Here is a 26,354-nt window from a genome sequence, read left to right as displayed (position 1 = left end):
GGGCAGACATCCATGAACAACCAAATCGTCGCTGCGATTGAAAAGCGTGTCTCAATCAACCTGTTCGATCCCCGGAGATCGCTGACCGAGGAGGAAATCAAAGAGCTCATCCGGTTAGCCACGCGCGCGCCCACCGCATACAATCTTCAAAACTGGCGCTTCATAGCTGTCAGCACGCCGGAGGCGAAGGCGCGCCTGCAAGCCGCCGCCTATGGCCAGGGCAAAGTCGCGGATGCGGCGGTCACCTACATCATCTGCGGTCAATTTCCCTCACACGAGACGATGGAAGAACGCCTCCTGCCTTCGGTCGAGGCTGGCATCATGCCGGCGGCCATGGTTCGGTCATGGGCCGATGCGGTGAAGCAGACCTATGCCGGCGATCCGCAGATGCAACGCGACGAGGCGATCCGCACGGCAACGCTGGGTGCGGCTTTCCTGATGTTCGCGGCCGCAGCACAGGGCTTCGCCACGGGGCCGATGGTGGGGTTCGATCCGGCGGCCGTTGTCCGGGAGTTTGATCTTGCTCCAAACGAAATTCCAGTCTTGCTCATGGCGGTGGGGCATCCCGCGGAGGGCAATTGGCCGCAGAAGCCGAGGTTCCCTGTTTCACGGGTTCTCGAACTGGTTTAGGCATCAGGGCCTCGTCATTTCGGGGCGCCCAGTATCCCCAGAATTTTTCCAGGAAAACGCCCATGTCCCGCGCTTCCGACCTTTTCTTGACGGCGCTTGCCCCTTCCATCTGGGGGAGCACCTATATCGTGACGACCGAGCTCTTGCCACAGGGTTATCCCATGACGGTGGCCATGGTGCGTGCGCTGCCGGCTGGGCTGTTACTGCTGCTGATCGTCCGCCAATTGCCGAAGGGGATATGGCTGCTGCGCTCCTTCATTCTGGGCGCGCTCAACTTCTCCGTCTTCCAGGCTTTGCTTTTCATCGCGGCCTACAGGCTGCCCGGTGGTATCGCGGCCACATTGGGGGCCATTCAGCCTTTGATCGTGATATTTCTGGCAGGCGCTCTGCTCGGTTCACCATTGCGTGTGTCGTCCATCCTGGCCGCAATGGCGGGTATGGCAGGCGTGGGGCTGCTGGTCATGCGCAATGAGGCGGTCCTCGATCCGCTCGGCATTGCCGCCGCACTCGGCGGGGCTGTGTCGATGGCATTAGGTGTGGTTCTCACCCGCAAATGGCAGCCACCGGTTTCGCCGCTTGTCTTCACTGCATGGCAGCTCACAGCCGGCGGAATTCTGCTGGTGCCGGTCGTGCTGTGGCTGGAACCAATGCAGCCCGCACTGACGCCGATAAATGTGCTGGGTTTGACCTATCTCGTGCTGTTCACCGCCATCACCTATATTCTCTGGTTTCGCGGCGTGGCGCGACTTGAGCCGGCTGCCGTATCTTCGCTGGGATTTCTCAGCCCGCTTACGGCCGTTCTTCTCGGCTGGGCTGTCCTGAGCCAGGCCCTGACCCCAATGCAGATAGCAGGCGTAGCGATTGTCATCGCCAGCATCTGGATGAGCCAGAAGGTAAACCGGCGCATCGCGACGCGTTCACAGATGCCGGTGACATCGTCAGTGCTGCGCGATGGCCAGAAACCATGACGAAAAAGCTTCGATGCTCGTATCTTTTCGCTGCAGCAGCAGAGCGGCCACCCGAACGGCCTCGTCCGCATATGTGGCTTCAAGCCGACAACCAGCACTGGGGCAAAGCGGCTGCGGAAGGCCAATCGCGCTGGCTTGGATCTATACTTCAGCTTGCGGGCTTAGAGTCTGTCAGGACTAGCTTGAAACAGCTTCCACCTGGCCGTCATTCTCGGGCTTGTCCCGAGAATCGACCGCAGTTTGAGCTGTTCGTACGGTAATTGCTTTTCTTTTTACTTATGGCAGATTCTCGGGACAAGCCCGAGAATGACGACGAGACAAGACCCCTTGTCGTATCAACGATTCAATTAATCCATGACAGACTCTAGCCGTTCGCTTTGCGCAAATCATTCTCAATTCCGTCAAGCAGCTTTCGCAGCAGGCCCGCGAGCGTCTCGCGCTCCTTCGCGTCCAAAGCCTGCAGAAACGAGGCTTCGTTTGCCATGTCGGCACGGAAGGCCTCTTCGGCGCGCGCCACGCCGGCCGCGGTCAAAGCCACCAGCAAGCTGCGCCCGTCGCGCGGCGATTTCTCGCGCCGGATCAGCCCCGCCTTCTCCATCCGCGCGATCTTCGCTTCTTTCACTTCCGCCCCGACGGACGAGTAGCAGACAAGGTCAGCCTGACATGCGCGGGACGCGCAGGGTCCCGTCCATTATCACGACTGCGGCAGTGCGTCATCACTGTATTGCGCGATGAACTCCGCGGAGGGCGGGATCGGCTTGATGACATCGATCAGCACGCCGCTGGGATCGGTGGTGATGAAGTGCCGCTGCCCGAATGCCTCGTCGCGCAATTCCTGAAGGATCGGCAGGCCGGCTCTTTTCGCCCGCTCATATTCCCCATCGACATCGTCAACCTCAAAATTGAGGATCAGCCCCGAAACCCGGCCTCTGCCTGCTTCCGGAATGGTTTCATGGTTTCCGTCTAGCACGGCGAGATTGATGCTCTCGTCCTCCACCGATTGCAGATGCACATACCAGTCGCTTTCGAATTTCGGCTCGAAACGGAAATGGTCGCGATAAAAAGCGGCGGTTTCAGCCACATCATCGGTCATGAGCACGGGGTAATAGCTGGTGGATTTCATGAGGTCTTCCTTTCCGGGATATCTTGACATACAGTCTGCATGTATATGGAAATAACATACAGGCTGCATGTATGCAAGATATCAAAACACGCCGCTCCAACCGCGAGCGCTCCGGTGAAACACGTGAAAAGCTCATCGATGCGGCGCGGCGTCTTTTTGTGGAAAAATCCTATGCCGAGATCAGTACGCCGGAGATTGTCGAAGCGGCGGGAGTAACCCGCGGCGCGCTCTACCACCATTTCGCCGACAAGCAGGCGCTTTTTCGAGCTGTGGCGGAGCGTGAAGCCGAACAGGTGGCGCTGGAGATCGAAAGCCAGGCCGGCCCGGAACATCCGCCCATTGAAGCGCTGATCGAGGGCGGCAATGCCTTCCTCAGCGCCATGACGGTTCCCGGGCGCACGCGTCTTCTCCTGCTCGACGGGCCGGCCGTGCTTGGCCGCGCCATCATGGATGAGATCGATGGCCGCCACGGCAACCGCACATTGCGCGAGGGGCTGCAGGCGGCAATGGAAGCAGGCGCCATTCGCTCCTTGCCGCTCGATGCGCTTACCGCCTTGCTTGGTGCGGCCTTCGATCGCGCAGCCCTTGCGGCGGAGACGGGCGCTGATGCGGGGAATTTGCGCCTTGTCCTGGCGGGGCTGATCCGAGGCCTTGCGACCGCCGGATCCTAACCTCTCTTAATTGAAGACCGCTTTGCCGCGTTTGCGGGAAATATCGATCAGGACGCAAGCGACGGCGGCTGTCTTACTTGCCGGTCATGATGCCATCGCTGACCGGCTCATGGCCATGCGGTTTCAGGTTCAGTTTCGGCAGCAGGAACAGCCAGGTGACGAAGACGAAGGCGGCCGTGAATGTCGGCACCCCAAGCGGAGCGATCGCGGTGTCGAGCGCGCCTTGTGCGATCACGGAGACGATGGTTCCGAGCAGCGCAAAGAGCGCCACACGCCAGGACGGCTCGAAAAACACAGATCCCAGGGCGATCGCGGTCAGCACAGGGCTGAAGCCGTAGAGACCGGCACCGATACCGCTGGGGTTTGCCCCCAGAACCAGGGCAACGATGACACTCACGACGGAGCCGGCGACCGCAAACGCGGCCGCCCAGCGCGAGCTGACGAGAAGCGCCGCGATGAAGATGATGCCGGTGATGAAATTATTGATGAGGAAAACCTGGGAAATGCCTCGGATGCAGGCGCTGAGGAGCACGCTGGCCGAAAGATCGATGCCCGGGGCCGATTGAGCGAGGGGCGACGGTAGCGCAGGCGGACCCATGCCGCCGATCGGCAAATGGCCGAAGGAATAGGCCGCAAGCACCAGGAACCATGTCGTTAGCACGAACGGGAAGGTGAGGGCCGGGACGCCCCACAGTTTTGTCACATGGCTGATTGCCAGCATGGCGATGGTTGAAAACGCGGCACCGATGATGAGAAGGAACCAGGTCGCCGGGCCCATGACGAGGAAGGTCGGGACCGCGACGCCGACCAGGATGCCGTTGAACCCGAACAGCCCCTGTTCGAGGGATGCCTCGTCGGAGCGAAGAAGGATGGCTGTCAGCGTCGCTATCACAAGCCCGACGATGGCGCCGATCGCAATCGACAGGTTTCCAGCTGCCGCCGCTCCCCAGAAGATGCCGAGAATGAAAAGCAGGCCTGTCAAAACATTGTTCTGGAGCATCACCTGACTGGCGCCGCGCATATGCATATCGAGCAGCTTGAGCGCATAGCTACGCCCAACAGCTTCGTTCCACCAGGCGGTCAGCTGCTCCATGCCAATTCTCCTTATTCCCAAAGGAATTCTTCAGGGATCGGGACGCCCTTCACTTCGCGCCGCACACGCGACCAGAATTCGCGAACCTTGGCGCGGACGATTTGGGTCTCCATGCCAAGCACTTTGAAGATGAGTCCGGCGTCGCCGGGCAGGCGGCTCGCCCCTGCGGCCCAACCTTCCCGCGCATCGAACACGGGATCGACCTGCTCGAACAGGCGATCGGCATGAATTTTCGGGGTCAACAGCAGGACATTGGCAAAGACATCGAACTCGCCCATGACGGCTGCGTTCCGGATGTCGGAGCTCTCCGGCTCGATGACGAATTTTTCCGCGAACAGGGCTTGGCCATCAAGCCGTTCCGCCTGGACGGCGGCCGAGAACAGATCATAGGCGAAGAGTTCGCCGCTGGCGTAATATTTACGCCCCGGCATCAGGATCTCCGAATAGAGCAGTGTCGCGGTGGGATCGATCCTGATGCGCGTATGGCTGATGAACCGGCAGTTCTTGTGAGGAATCACAGGAAGCGGCAGATATTCGAGATAGGAGTTGGCGGCGAGCGTGATGTCCTGGGTTTGCGAGGCGAAGTTCGCATCCATCTCATGGATCTTTGTCGCCGCCTGGGTCGTGACATGCGCCTCGCTACCCTCCGCCAGATCGATCGCGATGGCATAGCGGTCGCCCTGGAGAATGCCGCCGGCATTGGAGATGATCGAGACACAGGGCAGCGCCGGCATCTCCTCATCCCAATAAAGCGCCTGCTGCACCAGAAGCGGCGCGCGGCGGTCGAGCTTGATGAGAGCCGTTCGGCCCCCCCGGCGTTCGAAGCCGAGCTGTAGGGACGCATTCTTGCCGAACCCGCCGCTGCGCAATTGCTTGGGCTCGTCGCTATAGCGCGCCAGTTCCGGGGCGTGGATCTGTAACACGGAGACCTATTCCGCCGGCACGGCGAGATCGAAAAGCACGTTCTCGCGGATCAGGTGGACAAGCTCCGGAATACCCTCGCCAGTCTTGCAATTGGTGAAGATGAACGGCTTGTCGCCGCGCATCAGGCGTGAATCCCGGTCCATCACCTCAAGGCTGGCATCGACATAGGGCGCCAGATCGGTCTTGTTGATCACCAGAATGTCGGACTGCGAAATCCCCGGACCGTTCTTGCGCGGTATCTTGTCGCCGGCCGCTACATCGATGACATAGATGAAGAAGTCGATCAGCGCCGGGCTGAACGTCAGGGTCAGATTGTCGCCACCGCTTTCGAGCAGGACAAGATCGGTATCCGGGAAGCGGGCCTCCATCTCCTCGACAGCCGCCAGGTTCATGCTCGGGTCCTCGCGCACCGCGGTATGGGGGCATCCGCCGGTTTCGACACCGATGATGCGCTCCTCGATCAGCGTGCCTTTCAGCGTGCGCTGTACGTGTTTCGCATCCTCCGTCGTCACGATATCGTTGGTGACGATGAGAATCCTGATGCCGATTTTGATGAGCAGCGGGGTTATCGCCTCGACAATGGCGGTCTTTCCCGAGCCAACCGGCCCACCAACACCAATCCGGGTGATTTTTTTCATCATATTATCCTCAGTTCATGAACATGCGGAGATGCGCCTTCAGGTGCACTGCAGCCAGAATATCGGCAACCGGCGCAAAGCTTCTCATATCGTCCAGCGTGTCGGTGTGGATCTGCTCGTATGTCTCCCCGGCGGTCGCATTCACCTCGAGCAGGATCGCCTGGGTATCGAGGAAGGTGACGCGCATCAGACGGAGTGCTGCACCAAGGATCATCGATGCGACGCCATATTGATGCGCCGCAAAGGCCTGGCGTGCATCGATGCCGAACCCGCTCGTCACCAGTGCGAAGCCGATGGGGAAGGTGCCGGGCGTGGTGGCGTTGCGGATCATCGTGTTCCAGTCGGCCAGCATGCCTCCTGCGACGAGATGTTGGCCGAGTTCGCCGAGTTTCCGGCCCATGCGAACCGACATCGTTCGCGTCTCCTCATTGAGCTTTCGCTGATAGGAAGCGTGATCCGCGGCGATGATCATGCCCATGTCCGCCGCCATGGCTGCCCGATGCGCCGTCAGGAGCGCGATACCATCAAGGGTGGCCGATTGCCTGGTGGCCGTGAACACGAATTCCCTTAGCGAGGCGGCATTGTGGACGACCCCTTTTTGAATTGCCGATTCAAGCCCGTTCGAAAAGGTAAAGGCTCCGACGGGCAGCGCTGAGTCGGAGAACTGGATGAGCTGCAGCAATTTGGTGACGTCGCCCATGGTCGAGCTAATTATGGCTGTGGGTATGTGGAGGTGCGTGATCGGCGTGAGCGTGGGAAGCCGGTTCAGCCCCGCCAAACAGTCGGCGTGCCTCGTGAGGCGCAAGATAGGGGATGACATCGCTGCCGGGCATGAATTCGAACGTGACGCCGGCGAAATCATGGGTCCGCATGACCGAACTCATGACCTTCTGGTCGATCGTCAGGGGGACGAACACCTTGTTACCCTTGACCACGGCCGGCCAGTGCTGGTTTCCGAGCGCATGGCCGAGTTCGAAACATGTGCGAAGGACGAGTTCCGGCGATTGCGCCATGACCTTTTCCAGGTCGATCACCATGACCGGTTTCAATTCCGTTTTGACGACGACGATTGAGGATTCCGCCTCGTCCCACACCAGAATATCGCCGTCATGCAGATGCGTATTGCGGTCCAGTGCGACCGCTAGCTCCAGATCCTTGCTCGTACGCTTGCGGAGGCGGTTCTTCTGAGCCTCCCACTGGTCGAGGACGAGCCAATCAATGCGGGCCGCATCCATCCGCTGTTTCCAGACGGCGTCTTTAACATTGCCGAGAACCTGTTCTATCAGGATCATTCATCACCCTATCAGCTGAAGAAATACAATTGGTTGAGCGCAATCGTCTTGGGCGGCTCCACCGTTGCGTGGACGCCGTCCACAGTGACGGCAAAGGTCTGCGGATTGACGTCGATTTTCGGCAGATAAGAGTTCCGCACCATGTGTTCCTTACCGAGAACCCGCGTATTCTGTACCGGAATGACCATACGGTTGAGCTCGTATTTCTCCTTCACGCCGGCATCATAAGCGGCGCGGGAAACAAAGCTGATGCAGGTTTTCGGCAGGGCGGTCCCGTAGGCGCCGAACATCGGACGATAATATGTGGGTTGTGGCGTCGGCAGCGAGGCATTGGGATCGCCCATATTGGCCCAGACGATCATACCGCCCTTGATCACCATCTTTGGCTTGGCGCCGAAAAAGGCCGGGGACCACAGAACGAGGTCCGCGATCTTGCCGGGCTCGATGGACCCGATCACATGCGAAAGCCCGGCCGTAATCGCCGGATTGATCGTTATCTTTGCCAGATAGCGCAGGACGCGGAAATTATCGTTGCCGGGCGCATCCTCCGGAAGCTTGCCGCGCGCGGCCTTCATCGCATTGGCGGTCTGGAAGGCGCGCAGGAAATTCTCTCCGATGCGGCCCATAGCCTGCGAGTCGCTGCCGATGATGGAGATCGCGCCCATGTCGTGGAGAACGCTTTCGGCAACGATCGTCTCGCCGCGAACCCGGCTCTCGGCAAATGCCACGTCGGAGGGGATCTTCGGATTGAGGTTGTGGCAGACCATGATCATGTCGAACAGTTCCGCCACGGAATTGACGCCTGCCGGCAGCGTCGGGTTCGTCGAACTCGGCAAAACGTTCCTCTGGCCCACGACCTTCAAAAGGTCCGGAGCATGGCCGCCGCCGGCGCCTTCGCTGTGAAACGTATGGATGGTCCGCCCATCGAAAGCGGCGATCGTATCCTCGACATAACCGGCTTCGTTGAGCGTATCGGTGTGAATGGCGACCGAGACGTCATATTCATCGGCAACGGTGAGGCAGGAACGGATCGTCGCCGGCGTCGTGCCGTAATCCTCGTGAATCTTGAAGCCGGCAGCGCCAGCCTTCAACTGCTCGACGAGCGGCGCTATGCCGGTCGAATTGCCCTTGCCGCAAAAACCGACATTGATCGGGATATTCTCGACCGCCCGCAGCATCATTTCCATGTTCCACGGACCGTTGACCGAGGTCACGCCGTTCGAACCGTCGGCGGGGCCGATACCACCCCCCCAAACGGTCGTGATGCCGTTGCTCAGCGCCGCAAATGTCTGTTGCGGGGAAATGAAATGAACATGGGTGTCCATGCCGCCCGCAGTCAGGATCAGATGCTCGCCGGATATGGCATCGGTGGATCCGCCTGTTGTCAGGCCTGGCGTCACCCCGTCCATGGTGCTGGGATTGCCGGCCTTTCCGATGCCGACGATCTTGCCGTTTCTCAAGCCGACATCGGCCTTTACCACGCCCAGCATGGGTTCGAGGATCGTCACATTGGTGATGACGAGATCGAGGCAGCCTGCCTCCTGGGTCAGCAGGCTATCGGAACCCATGCCGTCACGCAGCGTCTTGCCGCCGCCATATTGCAGTTCGTCGCCATAGACCGCGCGCAGGTCCTTTTCGATTTCGATGTAAAGATCGGTGTCGGCGAGACGAATCTTGTCGCCTGTCGTCGGGCCGTAGAGATCGGCATATTGGCGGCGGGATATCTGTGTCATTGTTTTTCGTCCTCAACTTTTGGCACGGCGATCCTCAACCCGGCTGATCTCGTCAGGAGGACTTGAAGCCTTGCTTGCGCGCGAGTTCCACGGCGTTATTGAAATTCGGCCGATAGTTCGGCTCGGAGCCTTCGCCGGTCCAGCCGTCTACGAGGTTGTTGAAGCCGTAGACGAAACGCTTGCCTCCAAACGGCACGACGGTGACATCTTTCTCGTCACCCGGTTCGAAGCGGATTGCCGTGTTGGCAGGAATATCCAGCCGCATTCCGAAAGCCGCGGCCCGGTCGAAGGAGAGATACCTGTTGACCTCGAAGAAATGGAAATGGGAGCCGACCTGGATCGGCCGATCGCCCGTATTGCGGACCTTCAAAGCCACGCGCGGCCGGCCGGCATTCAGCTCGATAGGCGCCGCGGCAAGATCGTAACCACCCACCGGTATGGGCTGTTTTTTCTGCCGAGCGGCATCAGGCGCGGCTGCGACCTGCCCTGGGGCAGATTTGCCTGAGACAGATTTGGCTGCGGCGGAGCGCTTGGATTTGTCTGGTCCGGCCATGGCTCTCTTGCTCCTACTGAATGGGTTGGTGAAGTGTCACAAGCCGGCTGCCATCGGTGAAGACGGCTTCGATCTGGATCATTGGAATGAGATCGGCGACGCCGGGCATCACATCGTCATTGGTCAGCACGGAGCGAGCGCCACTCATCACATCCTCGACGGAGCGCCCTTCGCGGGCGCCGTCCAGGACATAGGCCGACAGCACGGCCACGGATTCAGGATGGTTGAGCTTGATACCCTTGGCCTTTCGCCTCAACGCGATGTCGGCCACGGTGTAGGTCAGAACCTTGTCGAGTTCCCTTGGAGTGAGATGCATTGCCGAAGCCCTTCAAGATTTTAATCCGCATAATCGGCCCGTTGATCGGCCAAGCGCCTGAGTGCTTGGCGTGGATATTGAAGGATCACAGAGCACCACTGAGAATGCCCAGTCCTGCGACTGTCATCAGCCCACCGGCAGCTCGGACCAGAGTTGGCTCGTGACGAGCGCCAGCCCGGCCGATCAGCATGCCGATGCCAATGCCGCCAAGATGCAGGAGCGCCGTCGCGCTGACGAAACCCAGCGCATATCCAAGCGCATTGGAGCTCCCGGGCATTTCGGCGCCATGCGCATGGCCATGGAAGATCGCGAAGATGCCGACAACGCTCATCGTCACGATGAGCGGCGCGGCTATGCCCAACGCGATAGCGGCACCAAGAATGATGACTGAAAGAGCTATGCCCAATTCAACATGGGGGATATTGGCGCCCGTGATGCCCAGAGCCCCGCCGGCGACCATGAACAACAGAAAACTGATGGGAACGAGCCAGAGCGCACGCCCGCCGATCTGGTAGGCCAGAATGCCGACGGCGATCATCGCCAGCATATGATCGGCACCCGTGAGCGGATGAAGAAAGCCGTGAGAAAATCCCGCGGCCGCTCCGGTTTCCGAATGAGCCCAGGCAATTGATGGAGTGAAAGCTGCAGTAATTGAAACAACCAGCCAGATTACCAATGATCTCAATTTCATGGAGAGCTCCCTGATATGATCATCATGCACGATAGTTCTAGACATGATTTGGCTTGAACGTCGGCGCACTTCCCAAGTGATTCTTAATGAGTGCAGTCTATAAGTTAAACGATGATAAAATCAACAAAAGTATAAAAATGTATTTTATAAATATGTGATATACCGTAATCTCTATGCTGATATCGGCGATTATATCGCGGTTGATTATAAATTTTTGATATTTGATGCAGTAAGATAAGCGGTAGTATTCTGACATCAGCGAAATACCGGCCAAAAGGGACATTTTAGGTTTGTCCTGGCATGTCCTGATCGGATGAGCTGTTTCATCCGGCCGATGAGGGCGAACCACCCGGACACCCGAATTTTTCTCATGGCTCACACCAATTATCGTCGTTTGTTGAGGCCGCGTGAGCCAGATATATCCGTTGCGCTTGTTCCTGCCTCCCTGTTGCATCCTATGCAACGGATGCTGGTTTCGCAGGTATCGGCACATGTTGTAATGAAGATTATCGACCGCCATTGCCGACAAAAGCGGTCGATGACATGAATATGAGGATTCTGTATCCGCTATGAAAAAGATGTCTCTTCCAAAGCTTGCAGTTTTCGCGATCGTTTCCTTGCTCTTCGGTACATACGCTCACGCTGCCGATAGTGGCGGCCAAAGCCATCTCGAGCGCGTCGTCAATGAAGCGATCGGGCCTGTCATGGAAGAGAACGATATTCCGGGAATAGCCGTGGCGGTGACAATCCAGGGAAAGCGCTACTTCTTTAATTATGGCGTCGCTTCGAAGAAGAGCGGACAAAAGGTCACCGAAGATACGATTTTCGAGATCGGCTCGATCAGCAAAACCTTTACCGCAACACTCGCATCCTACGCTGCGGCGCGAGGAACTCTGTCTCTCTCCGACAGTGCGAGCAAATATCTGCCGGTTCTCGCCGGCAGCAGCTTCGACAAGATCAGCCTTCTCGATCTCGGCACCTATACGGCCGGTGGCCTACCCCTGCAGTTTCCGGGCTCCGTCACCAATCAGAAAACGATGATCGCATATTACAAGAATTGGCGCCCGACCTATGCCGCCGGCACCCACAGACGCTACTCGAATCCGAGCATCGGACTGTTCGGCTATCTCGCTGCCAGAGGCATGGGCGAGCCGTTCGATGATCTGATGGAACAAAAGCTCTTTCCGGCGCTCGGCCTCAGCCGTACCTACATCAGGGTTCCGCAGGGCCAGATGGGCAACTATGCCTATGGTTATTCGAAAGGCAACAAGCCCATTCGGGTGACGCCGGGCGTGCTGGATTCGCAAGCCTATGGCGTGAAGACGACCACGTCCGACATGATCCGGTTCGTCGAGGCAAGCATGGACGGTTCAAAGCTGGACGGAACGCTCCAACGCGCGGTCACCGCAACCCACACCGGATACTACAAAGTCGGCAATATGATTCAGGGTTTGGGTTGGGAGATCTATGCCTATCCGGTTGATCTCGCTCGGCTTCTTGCGGGGAACTCTTCTGAGATGAGCCGCAAGGCCAACAAGGTGACGCGACTTGCCCCACCGCTGCCGCCGCAGGAAGCCGTGCTGATCAACAAAACCGGCTCCACGAACGGCTTCGGCGCCTACGTCGCCTTCGTTCCCGCCAAGGATATCGGCATCGTGATGCTGGCAAACAAGAGCTACCCCATTTCAGCCCGCGTGAAGGCCGCATACCGGATATTGACGGTGCTGGAGAGCGAACCGGCGCCGGCAAGCGCGCGCTGAGAAAACGCTTTTCGCTGGGACGATCGCTAAATGGCCAGTCGTACAGAATTTAGAAGCTAAGGGTTTCTCCCCTTTCGCTTGCAAGGTCGACCCCATGTCCGTTTCGAAAACAGCAGGCAAGAGAAGTTGGCGCAAAGCGTGGTCAAAGATAAGGGTATTGATAAGGCGGCACGCTTACTCGTGAATAACCGGCGAAGCTTTGCACCGATGGGTGTTCACTTCCTCGCCGGTCTGGCCCTGCCGGGGAAGGGGCTTATCCTTCACTTTGGCCCTTTGAAGGGATCGGCCTCGCAGAATATATTCCGTCGCCAACACCTTTAATGGTCAATCAGTTTCCGTAATGCGGTGTATCCGCAATCATTGTACTCGTAGATATAGCATTTCGCTCGATGGAAAGCTGGTCATATTTGACTTATCAAGATTGTAGATTGAGATTCACACGCAAAGAATAGATTTTTCCATGTTATGTGTTAATCATACTTGAATTGTTAAGTAATTCTGTATGAATATACGAATATAATTATATTTCCGAAATCGTATGCGCATAATGGACATATGCAGAACAGTATTTGTGGAATAATCATTGCAGCGGGAGCCAAGGCTGCTTTGCAGCTCGACGACGGCCACACCTCGGGCGGCGTTGCCGGCGCCATCACCGACAATGGCACGCTGGCCTTCAACCGCTCCGAGGATGTCAAAATCACCAATGCCGTCACAGGAACGGGTGGCTTTGACCAGATGGGTTCCGGCAAGACGCTACTGAGCGGCGGCTATTCCGGCTTGACCGGCGCCTCGAAGGTCAGCGGCGGCACGATCGAGGTGCTGGGTAGGCAGTTGCAGGGCACCGGCACGATTGGCACGACCGCCAATGCGGCTGGAGGCATCATCGCGCCGGACAAATCGATCGGCACGCTCACCGTCCATGGCGACTACATCGGCCAGGGCGGCATGTTGGCCATCGAGACGGAGCTGGGCGGCGATGACTCCGACGGATCTGCGCGTCGTCACCGGTGCCACCTCCGGCAACACCGGCGCACAGACCTCGAATGGCATCAAGGTGGTGTGGTGAAACACTACTGGAAAAACGCGTCAAGGGCACTTTCCTGCCAATTTGCCGTCGCGTCAGCAAGGGATCGAAGCATGCCAACGATACACGTCATGAAATGTCTCATCGCCGCATTGGTCTTCTCGGCCGTTGCATTGCCGCATGCCGCCGGCGCACAAAGCTTCGATTGCCGAAAGGCGGAAACCGATACCGAATGGGCGATCTGCAACACGCCTGAACTCGGCAAGCTCGATACGGAATTGGCCACGACTTACAAGCAGCTCCTGACTTCCGGTGGCGCGGTCGACTTCAGGGGGAAGGTCGAGCAGATGCAGGTTTCCTGGATACACGGCCAGCGTGATCTTTGCGGCGGAAATGTCGATTGTCTGACCAGAGCCTACAACGCGATCTTGACCGCCCTGAACGGGCTTGCACCGGCCGAAAACTCTGCCTCATCGGCTGATCCCGCCGGAAGCGGTGTCGTTCCTGACTGCGGCACTCAAGGGAGTGTGAAAGACGACCTTCTTCCCAGGGCCATATATGCCAAGGAGATCTGTGGGAGGGCAGACCTGTTTCAAACCGTGCGGCAGATCGATGTGGTCGCGAAGGGATTGCGATCAAAGCTGCGGCGGGCATGGCAGCCGGCTTTCGATGCCCAGCAGGCGGCTTTCCCAAATATTGCGAACATGTGTCCGCCGGAGGCTCCGAAACTGACCAATTGTATTGCCACCGCGGTCGAGCAACGGCTGCAGGACGTCGAGAACCTTGCGTCGGTTCTCGACAAACCGCTTCCTGAATGCGCGGCTTCCGATGTCACGATCAAGGACAGCGATCTTGGCGACGCTGGCATGTCACAGGCTCTGAATGTTTATCTCATTGAATATAGCGGCACCCAGGCCTGCATGATCCGTGGCTACCCTGCGATTTCCGTCATCGACGCGAAGGGTCGACCGCAGCCTGGTTATGCCAGCTATTCCAGCTCGAGCACCATGTCCAAGCTTGCCGTTCCGCCATTGCCGGTGGTGCTTTCACCGAAGAGCCGGACGGCCTGGTTCGCAGTTCATACGGCAAGCGCCTGCGATCCGGGCGTCGCTCCGCTCAAGGTAAAGATGGCGCTCCCGCATTCACAGACATGGATCAGGACGGTTGAGTTCCCGAACGCAGCCTGCCCGAGTATTGCGGTCATGCCGGTCGGCATGATCTCGACATTGTTGTCTTCGATATTCTGACGTCGTTCCGTTTTTCAGGACTTTTCCCAAATTCGCCTGAGAACGGCAGCCAGAATCTGTCGAAAAGGGCGTTCTTCAACGAACGACAAGAACCCGTATCTGGCGTGACATTTCGTGACATAGCGCTGCGTCCCTGATGCGCGGCTGTCAATCACATCGAACTTTCAAGCGCCGCCCATTCATCCGGTGCTTGCGGGGCGCCTCGAAAGCGAGGCGAACGGGATGTGCCGAAGCAGCGCTTTTGCATGGAATTCGGCCGGATGACCGAGCAGGCGTTGCCTACTCCGGCGAATCCCGATATCCAGAACCGCCATTGACATCCGAATTTGCGCACCCACATCCACCGGATTAAATCAACACTCCTCTTTCAAGCAGCCGTTTCAGCCATGCAGCCGATCATTTCAATTTCCGGGGTCACCAAGACCTACGCCACCGGCTTCAAGGCGCTGAGGGAGATCAATCTCGATATAAGGCGCGGCGAGATCTTTGCGCTGCTCGGGCCGAACGGCGCCGGCAAGACGACGCTGATTTCGATCGTCTGCGGCATCGTCAACCGCTCGTCGGGCACCGTCGCCGTTGACGGCCATGACATCAACCGTGAATACCGTGCCGCGCGCGGCCTGATCGGGCTGGTGCCGCAGGAACTGACCATCGATGCCTTCGAGAGCGTGTGGGCAACGGTCAACTACAGCCGCGGCCTGTTCGGTAAGCCGGCGGACAAGGCGTTCGTCGAGAAAGTGCTGCGCGACCTGTCGCTCTGGGACAAGAAGGATGCCAAGGCGATCACGCTGTCGGGCGGCATGAAGCGCCGGCTGATGATCGCCAAGGCGCTGTCGCACGAGCCGCGCATACTGTTCCTCGACGAACCGACGGCAGGCGTCGATGTCGAGCTGCGCCAGGACATGTGGGCGATGGTGCGCCGGCTGCGCGAGGATGGCGTCACCATCATCCTGACCACGCATTACATCGAAGAAGCCGAGGCGATGGCCGACCGCGTCGGCGTCATCAACCGCGGCGAGATCGTGCTGGTGGAGGACAAGGCCGAGCTGATGCGCAAACTTGGCCGCAAGCGGCTCATACTGGAGCTGCGCAACCCGCTCGCCGCCGTTCCCGATACACTTTCGAACTATGCGCTGGAGCTTTCATCCGATGGCGGACAGCTCACCTACACCTACGACAACCAGAGCGAACGGCCAGGCGTCGCCTCGCTGATCCGCGAGCTCGAGGCGGCCGGTATCCAGTTCCGCGACATCGACACGGAAAACAGCTCGCTCGAGGAAATCTTCGTCAATCTGGTGAGGGAACAGGCATGAACTGGCGGGCGGTCTGGGCGATCTACCGGATGGAAATGGCGCGCGCCTTTCGCACGGTGCTGCAGAGCATCGTCTCGCCGGTCATTTCGACGTCACTCTACTTCGTCGTCTTCGGCGCGGCCATCGGCTCACGCATCACCGAGATCGACGGCATCAGCTACGGCGCCTTCATCGTGCCGGGACTGATCATGCTGACGCTTTTGACGCAGTCGATCTCCAACGCCTCTTTCGCCATCTATTTTCCGAAATTCGTCGGTTCGATCTACGAATTGCTGTCGGCACCGGTGTCCTATCTCGAAATTGTCATCGCCTATGTCGGGGGTGCTGCGACAAAGTCGATCGTGCTTGGCCTGATCATCCTGGCGACGGCGGCGCTGTTCGTGCCGCTCAGGATCGAGCATCCGTTATGGATGCTCGCTTTCCTGGTGCTGACGGCGGTGACCTTCAGCCTGTTCGGCTTCATCATCGGCATATGGGCGAAGAGCTTCGAGCAACTGCAGCTGGTGCCACTGCTGATCGTCACACCGTTGACCTTCCTTGGCGGCAGCTTCTATTCGATCAACATGCTGCCCGGCATCTGGCGCACCGTGACGCTGTTCAACCCGGTCGTTTATCTGGTCAGCGGCTTTCGCTGGAGCTTTTACGGAAAGTCCGACGTTTCGATCGGCATCAGCCTCGCAATGACGGTGGTTTTCCTGCTCATCTGTATTGCGATTGTCGCGTGGATATTCAGGACCGGCTACCGGCTGCGCAACTGATCTTTCGCCTTGTCTGGTGATGACACCAGAGCCGCTCGTCTCAACCTCGTCCAAACACCGCGGCGCTCGACGATCATTAGGTGTTCCTGTTTTGATGGAACCGTCTAGCCTTACCATTCTGCATCGCCGGAACTGTGGAGATGACGAGGCATGGATTCCCGTGACAAGCACAGGCCCGGGCACAGGAATGACGGAAGTGTAGATGTTTCGTCACCGCGAGAACCGGTTTGCCGGCGGCAAGCGTCGACAATTAGCCAGCAACAGTCAAACTACCGTCATTCCTGTGCTTGTCACAGGTTGCCATGCTTCAGCGATGCCGCTGTTGCTACGGTTGGAATAGGGTGTTCGCCACCGTCAAGATTGAGGAACGCCTGAACGCATCGCTTCCGTCTGAAAGTGAACTGCTCTAGAATCTCAATTTCAAAGGCTGCTCGACCGGACGCTTACGGCGCAAACTCAGTTGCGCAGCTTGAACTTGTCGTTGGCTTGCAGCTCTTCGTGAATTCCGTTCACTGCCATATCGAGACAATACTCGACGAAACTGACGTTGAGGTTTCTTGCCGTACCTTGCGCGAATGTGAGGAGCCGCGCCAGGGCCATCAACTCTCTCAATGCTTCGTCGTCCCTGTTCGGGGCGAATAATTCCGATGAACCTTTGGTTCCTGCGACATCCATCTAGCGTTCCATCCGGTAGAGCAGACTGGTAATCCCAATCGCTTCAAAACTAGCGCGAAGAGCTTCAATATGCGCGTGACATGAACGTGACACAGCCTAAAAGAGAGGTGTTGAGCCGGACTACCACCGTCAATTATCAAAAGCCGCTTTCCACATATTGGTGGAATTGAACAACCAGGTCGTCGTGATGGGTGTGCGGATATCCTGCATCGCGGCCAGCCATTGCAGAAGCTGGAGTGCATCCAGGCGCTTCTGGTTAACACCAAGGGTAAGAAGAAGGTCGAGGATTTCCGCCTTGCGCCCTTTGTCGGTCAGGACGGCACGATCAGTGGTCGCCCGGTATGTCCTCTCTTTGAAGAAGATCGATCGCGCCGCTTCTTTGAGCGCCTCCGCTTCTTCGGCGTTGATCAGTTTCTCCGCGTTCAGCTTCTTGAGCGTGGCGACGACGTTCACCATTGGCACCGAGATCGAAAAATAACGCATCTCGCGCGGCGCATGTAATTGCGCCACGTCGGCATCGTCCAGGATCTCGCTGCGCTCGTATTGACGATAGATGCTGCCGACACCCTCCATGCCATAGAATGAGCATTCGGCTGCCCGCAATGCGCCCATGCTGGCAGCGCCGCAGATTTTCACGCCCTGCGACAAGGCGTGGAGTATTTCCTTGTGCCAGACAGGCGCGACATGTTCGAAATTGCCGTCGATGAGGCCGATAACGTTCGCCCCTTGGCGGACGGCTTCTAGGATATCGCCCTGGCGGGCAGGGGCCCGCACGGTAATATCTTCGCTCACCAGATCAGGTGCGTCGGGGAGTGTCGGTCCGACGAACACGACTTTCATGGGAAGGCCAGACTTCTGGAAATCGCCCGCAAGCCGAAACGCCGCCGCCGTTTGCCGTCGGGGTTTTCGAGTTGCGGCACGAATACCTTGCAGACGGCGAAGGGATATTCGCCGCGTGTGAGCGGCAAGGCGATCGCGGACCTGATCCCCGCATTCTCCAGTCGTTCGAGCACATAGGACATGAGCGGCGCAAGGCCGCGTGCTGTGGTTCCCCTTTCGGTGTCCAACGGTTTCGGCGCGGCTTCCAGCAGCCGTCGGGTATCTTCAGGGAGCGGGTGAAAAAAGGCGGCGGGGGATATGTCGTCGCGCGCGCCGCTGATAAAGGTCAGTCTCGATTGCGCGGCTTCCGTGATGGCGCGGATGGCGGCGCGAACGGGATGCGGATGGGCCCCGTTCCCCTGGGCCACATCGATGAACCGGCAAGGAGTCGTTCTACCGGCTGCCGCCGATGGGCCGATAATGGCGATAAAACAGGGAATGCCGATATCGCTCGTAATATCGAAGAACCGCAGCAGAAGACCTGCTTCCTTAATCATTTCGCAGAGATCATCGATAACAGGATCCTGGAGTGAACGCGGATCGATGCAGTAGGAAAGCCGCCCGGCAAGGGAGGTGATCTTCCACAGCGTTTCGGCATCGCGCTCGATCCGTTCCAGAAGTCCGTGGAAGATAGCTTCATCAAGGGTGTTGCCCGATGCAAGCCCGTCGGAAGACTGCCAGTAGCGGCAGTTTTCGATCGTGCGGTCGAGCCGTGCGGCGTCAAGGGGAACCCATACTTCGCCGCCGGAGAGGAGCTCTCTGCCTCGCCCCCAGGAAGTTTCGTCCTCCTCGCCAAGGTCCCGCTGCCCTGCCGCGGTCAGGCAGGCGAGCGGCTCGATTTCTACACCTGATACCCGGAGTTCCCTGCCTGCCGATATGACCACATCGATTTGGGGCGCGCCGGCGATCGTCCTTTCCAGGGCCTCCATCGCGGCGGACACCTTGGCGTCGATATCCCTGATGCCCTTGCCCTGGTTAATGACGATCGACCGCGAATTGGGAACGACGGCGTTCCACACCGGTATACCGATGCGGTCGAGCCCGGTCACTCGGGCAAGACGCGTCACGCCCAGCGGTCTGAGATAGGGACTGATCGCTTCGAATGTGGCCTCAGGATTGCAGATCCTGTCCGAATAGCATCGTTGGGGTTCGCTGGATGAGGCGGTTTCAGCCATCATGGAGTTGCATCGCCGCCGTCTGTGAACCGGATCGCTTACTTGTCCATAAAGCAATCATGCTGCTTTTCGGAACGTGCAGAACAGAACGAGACTTTTATCAATCCAAAATGCCGGATGCGACTGCGGAAGCAGAGCTCACAGCGACTGCGAAATCAACGCCTTTGACGATCGTTGCTCCTGCTTGTCGAAGATTGTCAGCCTGTCCGAGTGCACTGTCGTCTGAGGTCTGGATCGGCGTTACCGTACCTGCATCGAAATCCACGAGCCAGAGATCGGCAGTTCCCGACAGCCCTAACACTACAACTTGCGCCATTTCGTTTTCTTTCCCTTGTAGCGGTTTCAAAAACCGGCCTTGAGCAAACCTTCGCGATAATGCTCTCTCTGCCAATCCTCCTTGAATGGGACAACGGCAATCCACTTGTCGAGCACAAAACCCGGCTGAACCTCCAATGTCTTGCGGACAAAATGACGCGCTTTCTTCAGATCGCCTGACATAGCCCAGCACGCGGCAGAAAGACGGTCTGCAAGCGAAGGATCCTTCATCTGCTCTATATAGCGGAGCGCCCGGTCATATTGCTCAGTCAAATAACAAGCGCTGGCCGCGATCCATAGATAATCATCCGGGCAAAGCGGATTGAGCGAGATGCTTCGCTGTATCTTCTCAAGACCGTCCGCCGGCCGCGATGCCTGGGCAAGGGCGTCGGCGTAGCTCGCGATCACGTCGGCATAGTGTGGGCTGAGGCGTTCCGCCTGCCCCAGCGTTTCGATGCTTTCGTCGAATTCATGCTGATAAAGCCGGATGATCCCAAGTTCGCGATAACCGGAGGCGAATCGTTCATCGGCGGCGATTGAGCGTTTTGCAAACTGCTCCGCCGTTGCCAAAAGCTCCTTATCGCCGCGCGCCGTCAGCAGCCACTCCAGATAATAAGTTCGTGCAGCACCGCTGAGCGCGGGCGCGTAATCGGATTTCATGGATATTGCCTGGCGGAACAATTTGCGCGCCCGGCGCACGCTGGGCAGTTGTAGCTGTTTGAGATTTCTCTGCCCGAGCAGGAATAACTGATAGGCTTGCGGATCGCTGATAAAATGTTCACGCGCCATCCGGTTATGCTCGATCTCCTGGGCGATAGCTTCGGCGATGTTGGTCGCGATTTCCCGGCGTCCGGCAAGCAGCCCGTCCGCGGCGAGGCTAAAACGATCGGCCCAGATAACCTCGTCATTGGCAAAATGGATGAGCTGTGTGTAGAGCGTTCCACCGGCGCTTTCCGGTGAGACACGGCAATCGAGTATATAATCGATCGCGTGGCGTTCGATGATGCTGGCCTTGTCGGAGTGAAGGCTGATCTGCGCCGCGGTATAAGGCGCCACGACCGAGACGGTCCTCAGCGCGCAAAGCCCGATGGTGATGTCTTCTATGAGCGCGTGGGTAGATGCCCTTGGATCAATATTTCCGTCCGCGACCATTGGCGGAAGCAATGCTACTCTTGGAAGCGCGGTGGCGAGTTCCACCAGGCCTTTTCCAGGTCTGCTTATTTGATGGTTTGCATCGGAACGTCCCACAAGGCCGAGGCTATCGGCCACGGAGCCGGCCTTGATGTGGAACTGGGGCGGTCGCACCGGGATTAACATATTCGCCGGAGGCAGTGACGGCTCAACGCCATTTGGCTTCTGGCCTTCGCCTGTTTGCCTTTCCGCATCATGGGCGGTGAGCAATGCTTCACGAACAGGCTCGTCAAAAGGGTTGTTTTCGAGAATACGCAGCGCAATATTCCTGATGAGACCAAATTCATCTTCTTTTCGAGCCTCGGGCAACGCCTGGAGAAAGGCGCTCCGCAATTCGCCGGCAAGCCGCTCCCTTTGTTGAATGATCCATTTTCCGGCTGGAGCGCTCTCGAGTTCCATGTTTTCGAGAAATTCGCCGGCCAATAGCCGGGCGATGGATCTGAGGCGGCTAAGAGGCGCGATCGGATCCACACGCAGCAAGACCTGGAAATCACTTTCCAGCGCTTTCACATCAAGAACGATGGTTTTGGGGCCCGTCTCGATGAAGCGGGTTCCCAATTCATCCTGCCGCCGCTTGATCCGCGAGAGGGTTTTTCTGAGATTGACATAGGAGACGCTACTATCAGCATCGCCCCAAAGGAATCTTGCCAGCCTGTCTCTCGGCAATTCGAAATCCGGGCTGTCGAACAAGCGGCAAATCGCGAGGAGACCCTTTTGCGGGAAAGCAACCTCCTTGCCTGAAATATCGATCAGACGAAGTCCACCAAATGTAACGAGTCTAAAATTCATAAGGTTCCTGCCGGCATTTCCAATCTGCCAAAGGGGATCCCGGAGATCACCTACTTTGCGGAAAGCGAGAGCGTGGCTATCGCCAGAGCGGTGGCCGATCTTTGGCGGTTCCGCGATGGACCAGGGTGTGTTCCTTCACGAGCTTCGGCCCGTCGGCCTTCTCGCGTTCTGCTATCGCCTTCACCAATCCTATAATATGGCGGCGCTGAAGCGGATCCCTTATCTTCAGGAAGGCCTTGTTGAGAGAAATACCGTCTGCCGTCAGCAAGGATATTACGGAGTGCTGTTCAGCGCCCGGCTGCACGGCATTTGCATCGCTCAAAGGCTGACCATCGTCGTTTTGAAAGAAGAAACCCGGCTGTACTCCAAGCGAATCAGCGATAGCCATGAGCCGGCTTGCGCCGACCCTGTTTGCCCCTTTCTCATATTTTTGCACCTGCTGAAAGGTGATCCCCAGGCGAGATGCAAGCTGCGTTTGGCTCATGTTGACCATCAGGCGGCGTATCCGAATACGCGATCCAACCTGTAGGTCGACCGGCTGAGCCTTCTTGGCTTGCATCTGTGGGTTCCTCTCGTATGTCCATACATACACTCTAAATTCAGACTATCTAAAATATCTAGTTTTTTCTGTCTAGACACACCGGTTGTGGCTCAAGCCTTGCAAGTCCCCCGAAGACGCAGTCCAAGGGGCCGATGTCATAAGTACGGTGACGACATCAAAGGTGTCAAAGCGCCCCTGTCCGGGCCGACAGAGAATTATCTCAACTCACGCTTGCCGAGGGCGTCAGCGAGACGGCGCGCCCCTCCCGGTTTTTCATCCGTTCGGCAATTATCTCCCGCGTTCCTGTTAGATGAACGAAGAGCAATTTGCCCGCATTGCGCAATCGGTCATATTCGCAGACGGATGAAACGCGTCGCCTTCGAGATGATTCGCGATGTGCACGCCAACGGTCGATTTTCCGCAACCGGTGACATCCTTGATGACCATATGCGTGATATTTCTCACAAGACGCTTCGGGCTGGCTTGTCGGCGCGGAGGGCTGAATAGATCGAAAAGAGGACGACCAGCAGGGAAATCAGGAGGAAGGAAGCCGAGATCGGCCCGTGGACAAAGATCGTGAAATCACCGCGCGAAAGCAGGAGCGCGCGCCTGAAATTCTCTTCGAGCATGGGGCTCAAAATGAAAGCAAGCACGAGCGGGGCAGGCGGGAAGCCGAGCCGTGACATGCCGTAGCCGACGATCCCGAAACCTGCGACCAGGAAGATGTCGAACACTGAGCTGTTGATCGAGTAGACGCCCATGGATACGAGGACGAGAATAATCGGATAGAGCGCCTGATATGGCACTGTCAGAAGTCTGGTCCAAAGTCCGACCAGGGGAATGTTCAAAATGACGAGCATGACATTGCCCACGAGAAAGCTGACAACGAGACCCCAGAACAAGGTTGGTTGTTCCGTGATCAGGCTGGGCCCGGGGGCGATTCCGTGGATCATCAACGCTCCCATCATCACTGCCATGACGGCATCGCCCGGTACGCCAAGCGTGAGCGTGGGGATGAAGGCTGCCTGCGCTGTGGCGTTGTTGGCACTTTCGGGGGCAGCCAATCCCTCGATCGCACCCTTGCCGAACATATGGGCGTATTTCGAAACACGCCGCTCTACTGCATAGGCGACAAATGAGGCCATTGCCGCGCCCGCGCCGGGTAGAATGCCGCATACTGCGCCGATGAGCGAGCCGCGGCCCATCGCCGGAACCGCGCGCCGCCATTCATTGCGCGTGGGCAGCATGGCACGCAGACCGAACCGCTCTGGCTTGGGACTGCCACCAATGCCAACCGTCGCAATAATTTCCGAAACCCCGAAGATACCCATTGCCACCGCCACGATGTTCAGCCCGTCCTCGATCGGGGGAAGACCGAACGTAAAGCGGAAAACGCCGGATGTGATGTCCTGCCCGACAATGCCGAGCAACAGGCCCAGAATGACCATCGCCAGGGATCGGAGGAAGGAGGCGCTGCCGATGGCCGCCGCCCCCAGCAGGGCAAAAAGCATCAGCGAGAAATATTCGGGCGCGCCGAACCGCAGCGCAAATTTTGCAAGCAAAGGCGCAAAGCCGCCCACCAGGATGATGCCGATCATTGATCCAACGAGCGAAGAAACGGAGGCTGTGAAAAGGGCGACCGAAGCACGACCATTCCTGGCCATGGGATGACCTTCCAGGCAGGTCACGGCGGCGGCGGGGGTACCAGGGAGATTCAGCAGAATGGAGGCAGTCGCGCCGCCATACATCCCACCGTAATAGATGCCGGCCAACATGATCACCGCCTCGTGCGGCTGGATATAGAAGGTGATCGGCAGCAGCATCGCAATGGCGGGCAGCGGTCCGATGCCCGGCAGGACGCCGACGACCATACCGAGCGAAACGCCGATGAAACAATAGAAGATGGCGTTCCACGTCAGTGCAACCGCGGCGCCGTCCATGATGTTGGAAAATAGGTCCATGATGATTTCAGAACAATTTGAAGGGCAAGCCCAGCCCTTTGACGAAAATCAGCCAGACGCCGATTGGCGCCGCTGCGGTCACGACTGCAAGGCGCGAGAGTTTGGGACGGGGAGCGGCAAGGCCACTGATGACGATGAGGGCGGCCACCGCGATCATCAGGCCGGCCTGTTCCACAAGCGCGCCGAAAGCGGCGACAGCCAGGGGAACGAGCACGAATGGACGCCAGCGCGCGCCGGGCCAGGGCTGCCCGTCATCGTGATTTCCGCTTGCTGCCGGGGCGGTCGGTGTTGCCGCTGGTTGCCTGCGCCAGCCTTCGAAGATCAGGATCGCGGTTCCCACGATCATGGCCGCGACGCCGAGCAGAAACGGAAAATATCCCGCTCCCATGCGACGGGGTGAGCCGAGACCATAGCTTGTCGACGTCCATGCCACGAAGCCGCCAAAGGCAACCATGACAAGAGCGGCGAGAACTGCGCCAGGATCCAGCCGGCGGTTCAGATCACCCATACCTACATCCTCCACACTTATACCCTCCGGACCCCGGGTCTTACCAGGATCCCACGGGTTTATTGGGGTCGATCGCCGGCACTTCCGGATAATGAAAGCCACGCTGTCCCGACAATCCGCGATTGTCTGGTATCGTGACGTCCGGTGCCTCCAGGCCCACGAATGTCTTCCCATCGGTGAGAGCCATGTCTTCCCCATAGAGATGCTCATAAAGCAAGTCTTTGAGTCGATTGACGACCGATGCCCGGGACGGATCACCGGCGAGATCACGGGTTTCGAGCGGGTCGTTTTTCAGGTCAAAAAGCTGAAAGCGGTTTCCGGCAGGATACCAGATCAGCTTGTGCTGATGATCCCGTATCATTCGGCTCGCCCGCGTGTGCAGATGGCTTTCACCATAGATGTGATCGCGTTCATTGCTATCTAGAACGCTGAGACCTTCGACGCTTTCGGGAATCGGCAGACCGGCGAGATCGAGCATTGTCGGCATGAGATCGTGCAAACCGACGAGGCGGTCATTCGTTTTGTTCGCTGGTATTCGTGCCTGCTTTTTGGCGTCGACGATTATGAGCGGGACGCGCGCCGATGCGTCATACATCAAACGCTTGCCAAATAGCCCATGATCTCCAAGCATGTCGCCGTGGTCGGAGGTGAAGACGATCACGCTGTCATCAAGAATGCCTTCCTCGCGCAGCGTGCCGATCAGCAGCCGCAACTGGTGGTCGATATGCGTACAAAGTGCGTAGAAGGCCCGCCGTGTATCATCGATCTGCCATTGTGGAAGGCGTGCATAATAGTTCCGCGATGCCTTTAGCAGATATGGCATCTGCTCTTCGTCTTTCGACCAGTCGCCCACGACGGGTGCCGGCATTTCACGCCGAGCGTAACGATTGAAGTAGTTCGCCAGAGGCACCAGCGGCGGATGCGGATGAGTGTAGGAGACATGCCAGAGAGCAGGTCTTGTCGGGTCGCGCCGTTTGATCTGACGGGCCGCCGTCATGGTCGTCCAATTGGTAACATGCATGTGGTCGGGCAGGTGCCACGTCGTCCAGCCATACTCGTTATTGCTCATTCCGTGCAGGAACTGGGCGCCGGGATGGCCGCTATCGGCAAGAAACATCTCGTAATCATCAGGCCCGCCGAGATGGCCGCGGCCTTCTTCCGCGAGCATCGCATCGTTAAAGCCGATGCGGTTACGTGGTGGATAGACGTGGAGCTTGCCGGTGGCAAACGTCTGGTACCCACCCCTCGAAAAACTGTCTGCGAGAGTCGGAATGCCATGAGGCATCTGCAGGCCCGGCTGAAAATCTCGGTCACCATGCCCGCGCGCCGTCTGGCCCGTCATGATCGAGCGGCGGGAGGGAATGCAAATGGGTGTTTCTGCATAACAGCGTTCAAAACGTGTCCCGGAGCGGGCGAGTTGATCCAGGGTCGGCGTCTCGATCACCGGGTGACCGGCGCAGCCGAGCAGATTTGCCGGCCATTGATCAACCGTCACGAAAAGTACATGGGGTCGTTCAGTCATGATTTTCTCGAAATGAAGCGAGCGACGGCCGCTCAGTCATACGCCGCCGCCCAAGGGGCGG

26 protein-coding genes and 1 pseudogene are annotated in these 26,354 nt (G+C 58.2%); 7 read left to right on the top strand and 20 right to left on the bottom strand.

All coding sequences use genetic code 11. The features are described 5' to 3' along the window. The first annotated feature begins 12 nt into the window (after nucleotides 1-12). Both C5748_RS05710 and C5748_RS05705 read left to right on the top strand, forming a co-directional pair. Nucleotides 13-630, top strand: coding sequence for a nitroreductase family protein (locus tag C5748_RS05710; protein ID WP_105740951.1), 618 nt, complete (start codon nucleotides 13-15; stop codon nucleotides 628-630). 62 nt (nucleotides 631-692) lie between these two features. After that, complete coding sequence (locus tag C5748_RS05705; RefSeq protein ID WP_105740950.1) at nucleotides 693-1,598, top strand: EamA family transporter; 906 nt, start codon at nucleotides 693-695, stop codon at nucleotides 1,596-1,598. A gap of 364 nt (nucleotides 1,599-1,962) precedes the next feature. Here C5748_RS05705 and C5748_RS05700 read toward each other — a convergent pair. Together C5748_RS05700 and C5748_RS05695 are read right to left on the bottom strand one after the other, a co-directional pair. Continuing rightward, nucleotides 1,963-2,208: pseudogene (locus C5748_RS05700) on the bottom strand (MarR family winged helix-turn-helix transcriptional regulator); the annotation flags it as partial. Nucleotides 2,209-2,292: 84 nt separating this feature from the next. Beyond that, the gene (locus C5748_RS05695) at nucleotides 2,293-2,721 is read right to left on the bottom strand and encodes a VOC family protein (RefSeq protein ID WP_105740949.1); all 429 of its coding nucleotides are present in this window, start codon (nucleotides 2,719-2,721) and stop codon (nucleotides 2,293-2,295) included. A 71-nt stretch (nucleotides 2,722-2,792) separates the two neighbouring features. Between C5748_RS05695 and C5748_RS05690 the strand changes: the two genes are divergently transcribed. After that, on the top strand, nucleotides 2,793-3,392 hold the full coding sequence (locus C5748_RS05690; RefSeq protein ID WP_105740948.1) for a TetR/AcrR family transcriptional regulator: 600 nt from the start codon (nucleotides 2,793-2,795) through the stop codon (nucleotides 3,390-3,392). 73 nt (nucleotides 3,393-3,465) lie between these two features. Here C5748_RS05690 and yut read toward each other — a convergent pair whose 3' ends face one another. The 9 genes from yut to C5748_RS05645 form a co-directional block, all read right to left on the bottom strand. After that, a complete protein-coding gene (yut, locus tag C5748_RS05685; RefSeq protein WP_105740947.1) occupies nucleotides 3,466-4,485 on the bottom strand; it encodes an urea transporter in 1,020 nt (339 codons plus the stop codon). Nucleotides 4,486-4,496: 11 nt separating this feature from the next. After that, nucleotides 4,497-5,399, bottom strand: coding sequence for an urease accessory protein UreD (locus C5748_RS05680; RefSeq protein WP_425350209.1), 903 nt, complete (start codon nucleotides 5,397-5,399; stop codon nucleotides 4,497-4,499). 15 nt (nucleotides 5,400-5,414) lie between these two features. Beyond that, nucleotides 5,415-6,047 (bottom strand): urease accessory protein UreG, encoded by a 633-nt coding sequence (gene ureG, locus C5748_RS05675; protein WP_105741037.1) that lies wholly within the window; start codon nucleotides 6,045-6,047, stop codon nucleotides 5,415-5,417. 10 nt (nucleotides 6,048-6,057) lie between these two features. Then, a complete protein-coding gene (locus C5748_RS05670; RefSeq protein ID WP_105740945.1) occupies nucleotides 6,058-6,747 on the bottom strand; it encodes an urease accessory protein UreF in 690 nt (229 codons plus the stop codon). Nucleotides 6,748-6,754: 7 nt separating this feature from the next. Next, complete coding sequence (locus C5748_RS05665) at nucleotides 6,755-7,339, bottom strand: urease accessory protein UreE (RefSeq protein WP_105740944.1); 585 nt, start codon at nucleotides 7,337-7,339, stop codon at nucleotides 6,755-6,757. An 11-nt stretch (nucleotides 7,340-7,350) separates the two neighbouring features. Beyond that, nucleotides 7,351-9,072 carry an urease subunit alpha gene (locus C5748_RS05660; protein ID WP_105740943.1) on the bottom strand — a complete coding sequence of 574 codons (1,722 nt, stop codon included), beginning with the start codon at nucleotides 9,070-9,072 and terminating at the stop codon, nucleotides 7,351-7,353. A gap of 52 nt (nucleotides 9,073-9,124) precedes the next feature. Beyond that, complete coding sequence (locus C5748_RS05655) at nucleotides 9,125-9,625, bottom strand: urease subunit beta (protein WP_105740942.1); 501 nt, start codon at nucleotides 9,623-9,625, stop codon at nucleotides 9,125-9,127. A 13-nt stretch (nucleotides 9,626-9,638) separates the two neighbouring features. Next, nucleotides 9,639-9,941: an urease subunit gamma gene (locus C5748_RS05650; RefSeq protein WP_105740941.1), complete on the bottom strand. Its 303-nt coding sequence runs from the start codon at nucleotides 9,939-9,941 to the stop codon at nucleotides 9,639-9,641. Between the two features lie 85 nt (nucleotides 9,942-10,026). Further along, complete coding sequence (locus C5748_RS05645; protein ID WP_105741036.1) at nucleotides 10,027-10,626, bottom strand: HupE/UreJ family protein; 600 nt, start codon at nucleotides 10,624-10,626, stop codon at nucleotides 10,027-10,029. A gap of 575 nt (nucleotides 10,627-11,201) precedes the next feature. Between C5748_RS05645 and ampC the strand changes: the two genes are divergently transcribed. From ampC to C5748_RS05615, 4 genes are all read left to right on the top strand, one after another. Then, a complete protein-coding gene (ampC, locus tag C5748_RS05635; RefSeq protein WP_105740939.1) occupies nucleotides 11,202-12,392 on the top strand; it encodes a class C beta-lactamase in 1,191 nt (396 codons plus the stop codon). Between the two features lie 606 nt (nucleotides 12,393-12,998). Beyond that, on the top strand, nucleotides 12,999-14,666 hold the full coding sequence (locus C5748_RS05625; protein ID WP_105740937.1) for a lysozyme inhibitor LprI family protein: 1,668 nt from the start codon (nucleotides 12,999-13,001) through the stop codon (nucleotides 14,664-14,666). Between the two features lie 386 nt (nucleotides 14,667-15,052). Beyond that, nucleotides 15,053-15,979, top strand: coding sequence for an ABC transporter ATP-binding protein (locus tag C5748_RS05620; RefSeq protein WP_105740936.1), 927 nt, complete (start codon nucleotides 15,053-15,055; stop codon nucleotides 15,977-15,979). Further along, a complete protein-coding gene (locus C5748_RS05615; protein WP_105740935.1) occupies nucleotides 15,976-16,737 on the top strand; it encodes an ABC transporter permease in 762 nt (253 codons plus the stop codon). Before C5748_RS05620 ends, C5748_RS05615 begins: the two co-directional genes overlap by 4 nt. Nucleotides 16,738-17,193: 456 nt before the next feature. Here C5748_RS05615 and C5748_RS05610 read toward each other — a convergent pair whose 3' ends face one another. The 9 genes from C5748_RS05610 to C5748_RS05570 all read right to left on the bottom strand — a co-directional run bounded on the left by C5748_RS05610 (nucleotide 17,194) and on the right by C5748_RS05570 (nucleotide 26,293). Next, nucleotides 17,194-17,412 carry a hypothetical protein gene (locus tag C5748_RS05610; protein ID WP_105740934.1) on the bottom strand — a complete coding sequence of 73 codons (219 nt, stop codon included), beginning with the start codon at nucleotides 17,410-17,412 and terminating at the stop codon, nucleotides 17,194-17,196. A gap of 129 nt (nucleotides 17,413-17,541) precedes the next feature. Continuing rightward, nucleotides 17,542-18,252 carry a TfuA-like protein gene (locus tag C5748_RS05605; RefSeq protein WP_105740933.1) on the bottom strand — a complete coding sequence of 237 codons (711 nt, stop codon included), beginning with the start codon at nucleotides 18,250-18,252 and terminating at the stop codon, nucleotides 17,542-17,544. After that, nucleotides 18,249-19,469: a YcaO-like family protein gene (locus C5748_RS05600; protein ID WP_199194711.1), complete on the bottom strand. Its 1,221-nt coding sequence runs from the start codon at nucleotides 19,467-19,469 to the stop codon at nucleotides 18,249-18,251. Before C5748_RS05600 ends, C5748_RS05605 begins: the two co-directional genes overlap by 4 nt. A 97-nt stretch (nucleotides 19,470-19,566) precedes the next feature. Then, nucleotides 19,567-19,782 (bottom strand): hypothetical protein, encoded by a 216-nt coding sequence (locus tag C5748_RS05595; protein ID WP_105740932.1) that lies wholly within the window; start codon nucleotides 19,780-19,782, stop codon nucleotides 19,567-19,569. 26 nt (nucleotides 19,783-19,808) lie between these two features. Continuing rightward, a complete protein-coding gene (locus tag C5748_RS05590) occupies nucleotides 19,809-21,662 on the bottom strand; it encodes an SARP family transcriptional regulator (RefSeq protein WP_210204470.1) in 1,854 nt (617 codons plus the stop codon). Nucleotides 21,663-21,837: 175 nt separating this feature from the next. Beyond that, nucleotides 21,838-22,320 (bottom strand): helix-turn-helix domain-containing protein, encoded by a 483-nt coding sequence (locus C5748_RS05585; RefSeq protein ID WP_105740930.1) that lies wholly within the window; start codon nucleotides 22,318-22,320, stop codon nucleotides 21,838-21,840. Between the two features lie 443 nt (nucleotides 22,321-22,763). Beyond that, complete coding sequence (locus C5748_RS05580; protein WP_105740929.1) at nucleotides 22,764-24,263, bottom strand: tripartite tricarboxylate transporter permease; 1,500 nt, start codon at nucleotides 24,261-24,263, stop codon at nucleotides 22,764-22,766. Nucleotides 24,264-24,270: 7 nt separating this feature from the next. Continuing rightward, nucleotides 24,271-24,771, bottom strand: coding sequence for a tripartite tricarboxylate transporter TctB family protein (locus C5748_RS05575; protein WP_105740928.1), 501 nt, complete (start codon nucleotides 24,769-24,771; stop codon nucleotides 24,271-24,273). 40 nt (nucleotides 24,772-24,811) lie between these two features. Then, a complete protein-coding gene (locus C5748_RS05570) occupies nucleotides 24,812-26,293 on the bottom strand; it encodes a sulfatase-like hydrolase/transferase (RefSeq protein WP_199194710.1) in 1,482 nt (493 codons plus the stop codon). Between the last annotated feature and the right edge of the window lie 61 nt (nucleotides 26,294-26,354).

This window comes from Phyllobacterium phragmitis, assembly GCF_002980495.1.
Lineage (GTDB): Bacteria > Pseudomonadota > Alphaproteobacteria > Rhizobiales > Rhizobiaceae > Paramesorhizobium > Paramesorhizobium phragmitis.
Note: the sequence above shows the minus strand (reverse complement) of the source record. Positions and strands in the feature narration are given on the sequence as shown.

What these genes read in the sequence shown, in the direction of transcription:
- C5748_RS05710 (WP_105740951.1), top strand. Translation starts at nt 13, where the DNA reads ATGAACAACCAAATCGTCGCTGCGATTGAAAAGCGTGTCTCAATCAAC.
- C5748_RS05705 (WP_105740950.1), top strand. Translation starts at nt 693, where the DNA reads ATGTCCCGCGCTTCCGACCTTTTCTTGACGGCGCTTGCCCCTTCCATC.
- C5748_RS05695 (WP_105740949.1), bottom strand. Translation starts at nt 2,721, where the DNA reads ATGAAATCCACCAGCTATTACCCCGTGCTCATGACCGATGATGTGGCT.
- C5748_RS05690 (WP_105740948.1), top strand. Translation starts at nt 2,793, where the DNA reads ATGCAAGATATCAAAACACGCCGCTCCAACCGCGAGCGCTCCGGTGAA.
- yut (WP_105740947.1), bottom strand. Translation starts at nt 4,485, where the DNA reads ATGGAGCAGCTGACCGCCTGGTGGAACGAAGCTGTTGGGCGTAGCTAT.
- ureG (WP_105741037.1), bottom strand. Translation starts at nt 6,047, where the DNA reads ATGAAAAAAATCACCCGGATTGGTGTTGGTGGGCCGGTTGGCTCGGGA.
- C5748_RS05670 (WP_105740945.1), bottom strand. Translation starts at nt 6,747, where the DNA reads ATGGGCGACGTCACCAAATTGCTGCAGCTCATCCAGTTCTCCGACTCA.
- C5748_RS05665 (WP_105740944.1), bottom strand. Translation starts at nt 7,339, where the DNA reads ATGATCCTGATAGAACAGGTTCTCGGCAATGTTAAAGACGCCGTCTGG.
- C5748_RS05660 (WP_105740943.1), bottom strand. Translation starts at nt 9,072, where the DNA reads ATGACACAGATATCCCGCCGCCAATATGCCGATCTCTACGGCCCGACG.
- C5748_RS05655 (WP_105740942.1), bottom strand. Translation starts at nt 9,625, where the DNA reads ATGGCCGGACCAGACAAATCCAAGCGCTCCGCCGCAGCCAAATCTGTC.
- C5748_RS05650 (WP_105740941.1), bottom strand. Translation starts at nt 9,941, where the DNA reads ATGCATCTCACTCCAAGGGAACTCGACAAGGTTCTGACCTACACCGTG.
- ampC (WP_105740939.1), top strand. Translation starts at nt 11,202, where the DNA reads ATGAAAAAGATGTCTCTTCCAAAGCTTGCAGTTTTCGCGATCGTTTCC.
- C5748_RS05620 (WP_105740936.1), top strand. Translation starts at nt 15,053, where the DNA reads ATGCAGCCGATCATTTCAATTTCCGGGGTCACCAAGACCTACGCCACC.
- C5748_RS05615 (WP_105740935.1), top strand. Translation starts at nt 15,976, where the DNA reads ATGAACTGGCGGGCGGTCTGGGCGATCTACCGGATGGAAATGGCGCGC.
- C5748_RS05610 (WP_105740934.1), bottom strand. Translation starts at nt 17,412, where the DNA reads ATGGATGTCGCAGGAACCAAAGGTTCATCGGAATTATTCGCCCCGAAC.
- C5748_RS05605 (WP_105740933.1), bottom strand. Translation starts at nt 18,252, where the DNA reads ATGAAAGTCGTGTTCGTCGGACCGACACTCCCCGACGCACCTGATCTG.
- C5748_RS05600 (WP_199194711.1), bottom strand. Translation starts at nt 19,469, where the DNA reads ATGATGGCTGAAACCGCCTCATCCAGCGAACCCCAACGATGCTATTCG.
- C5748_RS05595 (WP_105740932.1), bottom strand. Translation starts at nt 19,782, where the DNA reads ATGGCGCAAGTTGTAGTGTTAGGGCTGTCGGGAACTGCCGATCTCTGG.
- C5748_RS05585 (WP_105740930.1), bottom strand. Translation starts at nt 22,320, where the DNA reads ATGCAAGCCAAGAAGGCTCAGCCGGTCGACCTACAGGTTGGATCGCGT.
- C5748_RS05580 (WP_105740929.1), bottom strand. Translation starts at nt 24,263, where the DNA reads ATGGACCTATTTTCCAACATCATGGACGGCGCCGCGGTTGCACTGACG.
- C5748_RS05575 (WP_105740928.1), bottom strand. Translation starts at nt 24,771, where the DNA reads ATGGGTGATCTGAACCGCCGGCTGGATCCTGGCGCAGTTCTCGCCGCT.
- C5748_RS05570 (WP_199194710.1), bottom strand. Translation starts at nt 26,293, where the DNA reads ATGACTGAACGACCCCATGTACTTTTCGTGACGGTTGATCAATGGCCG.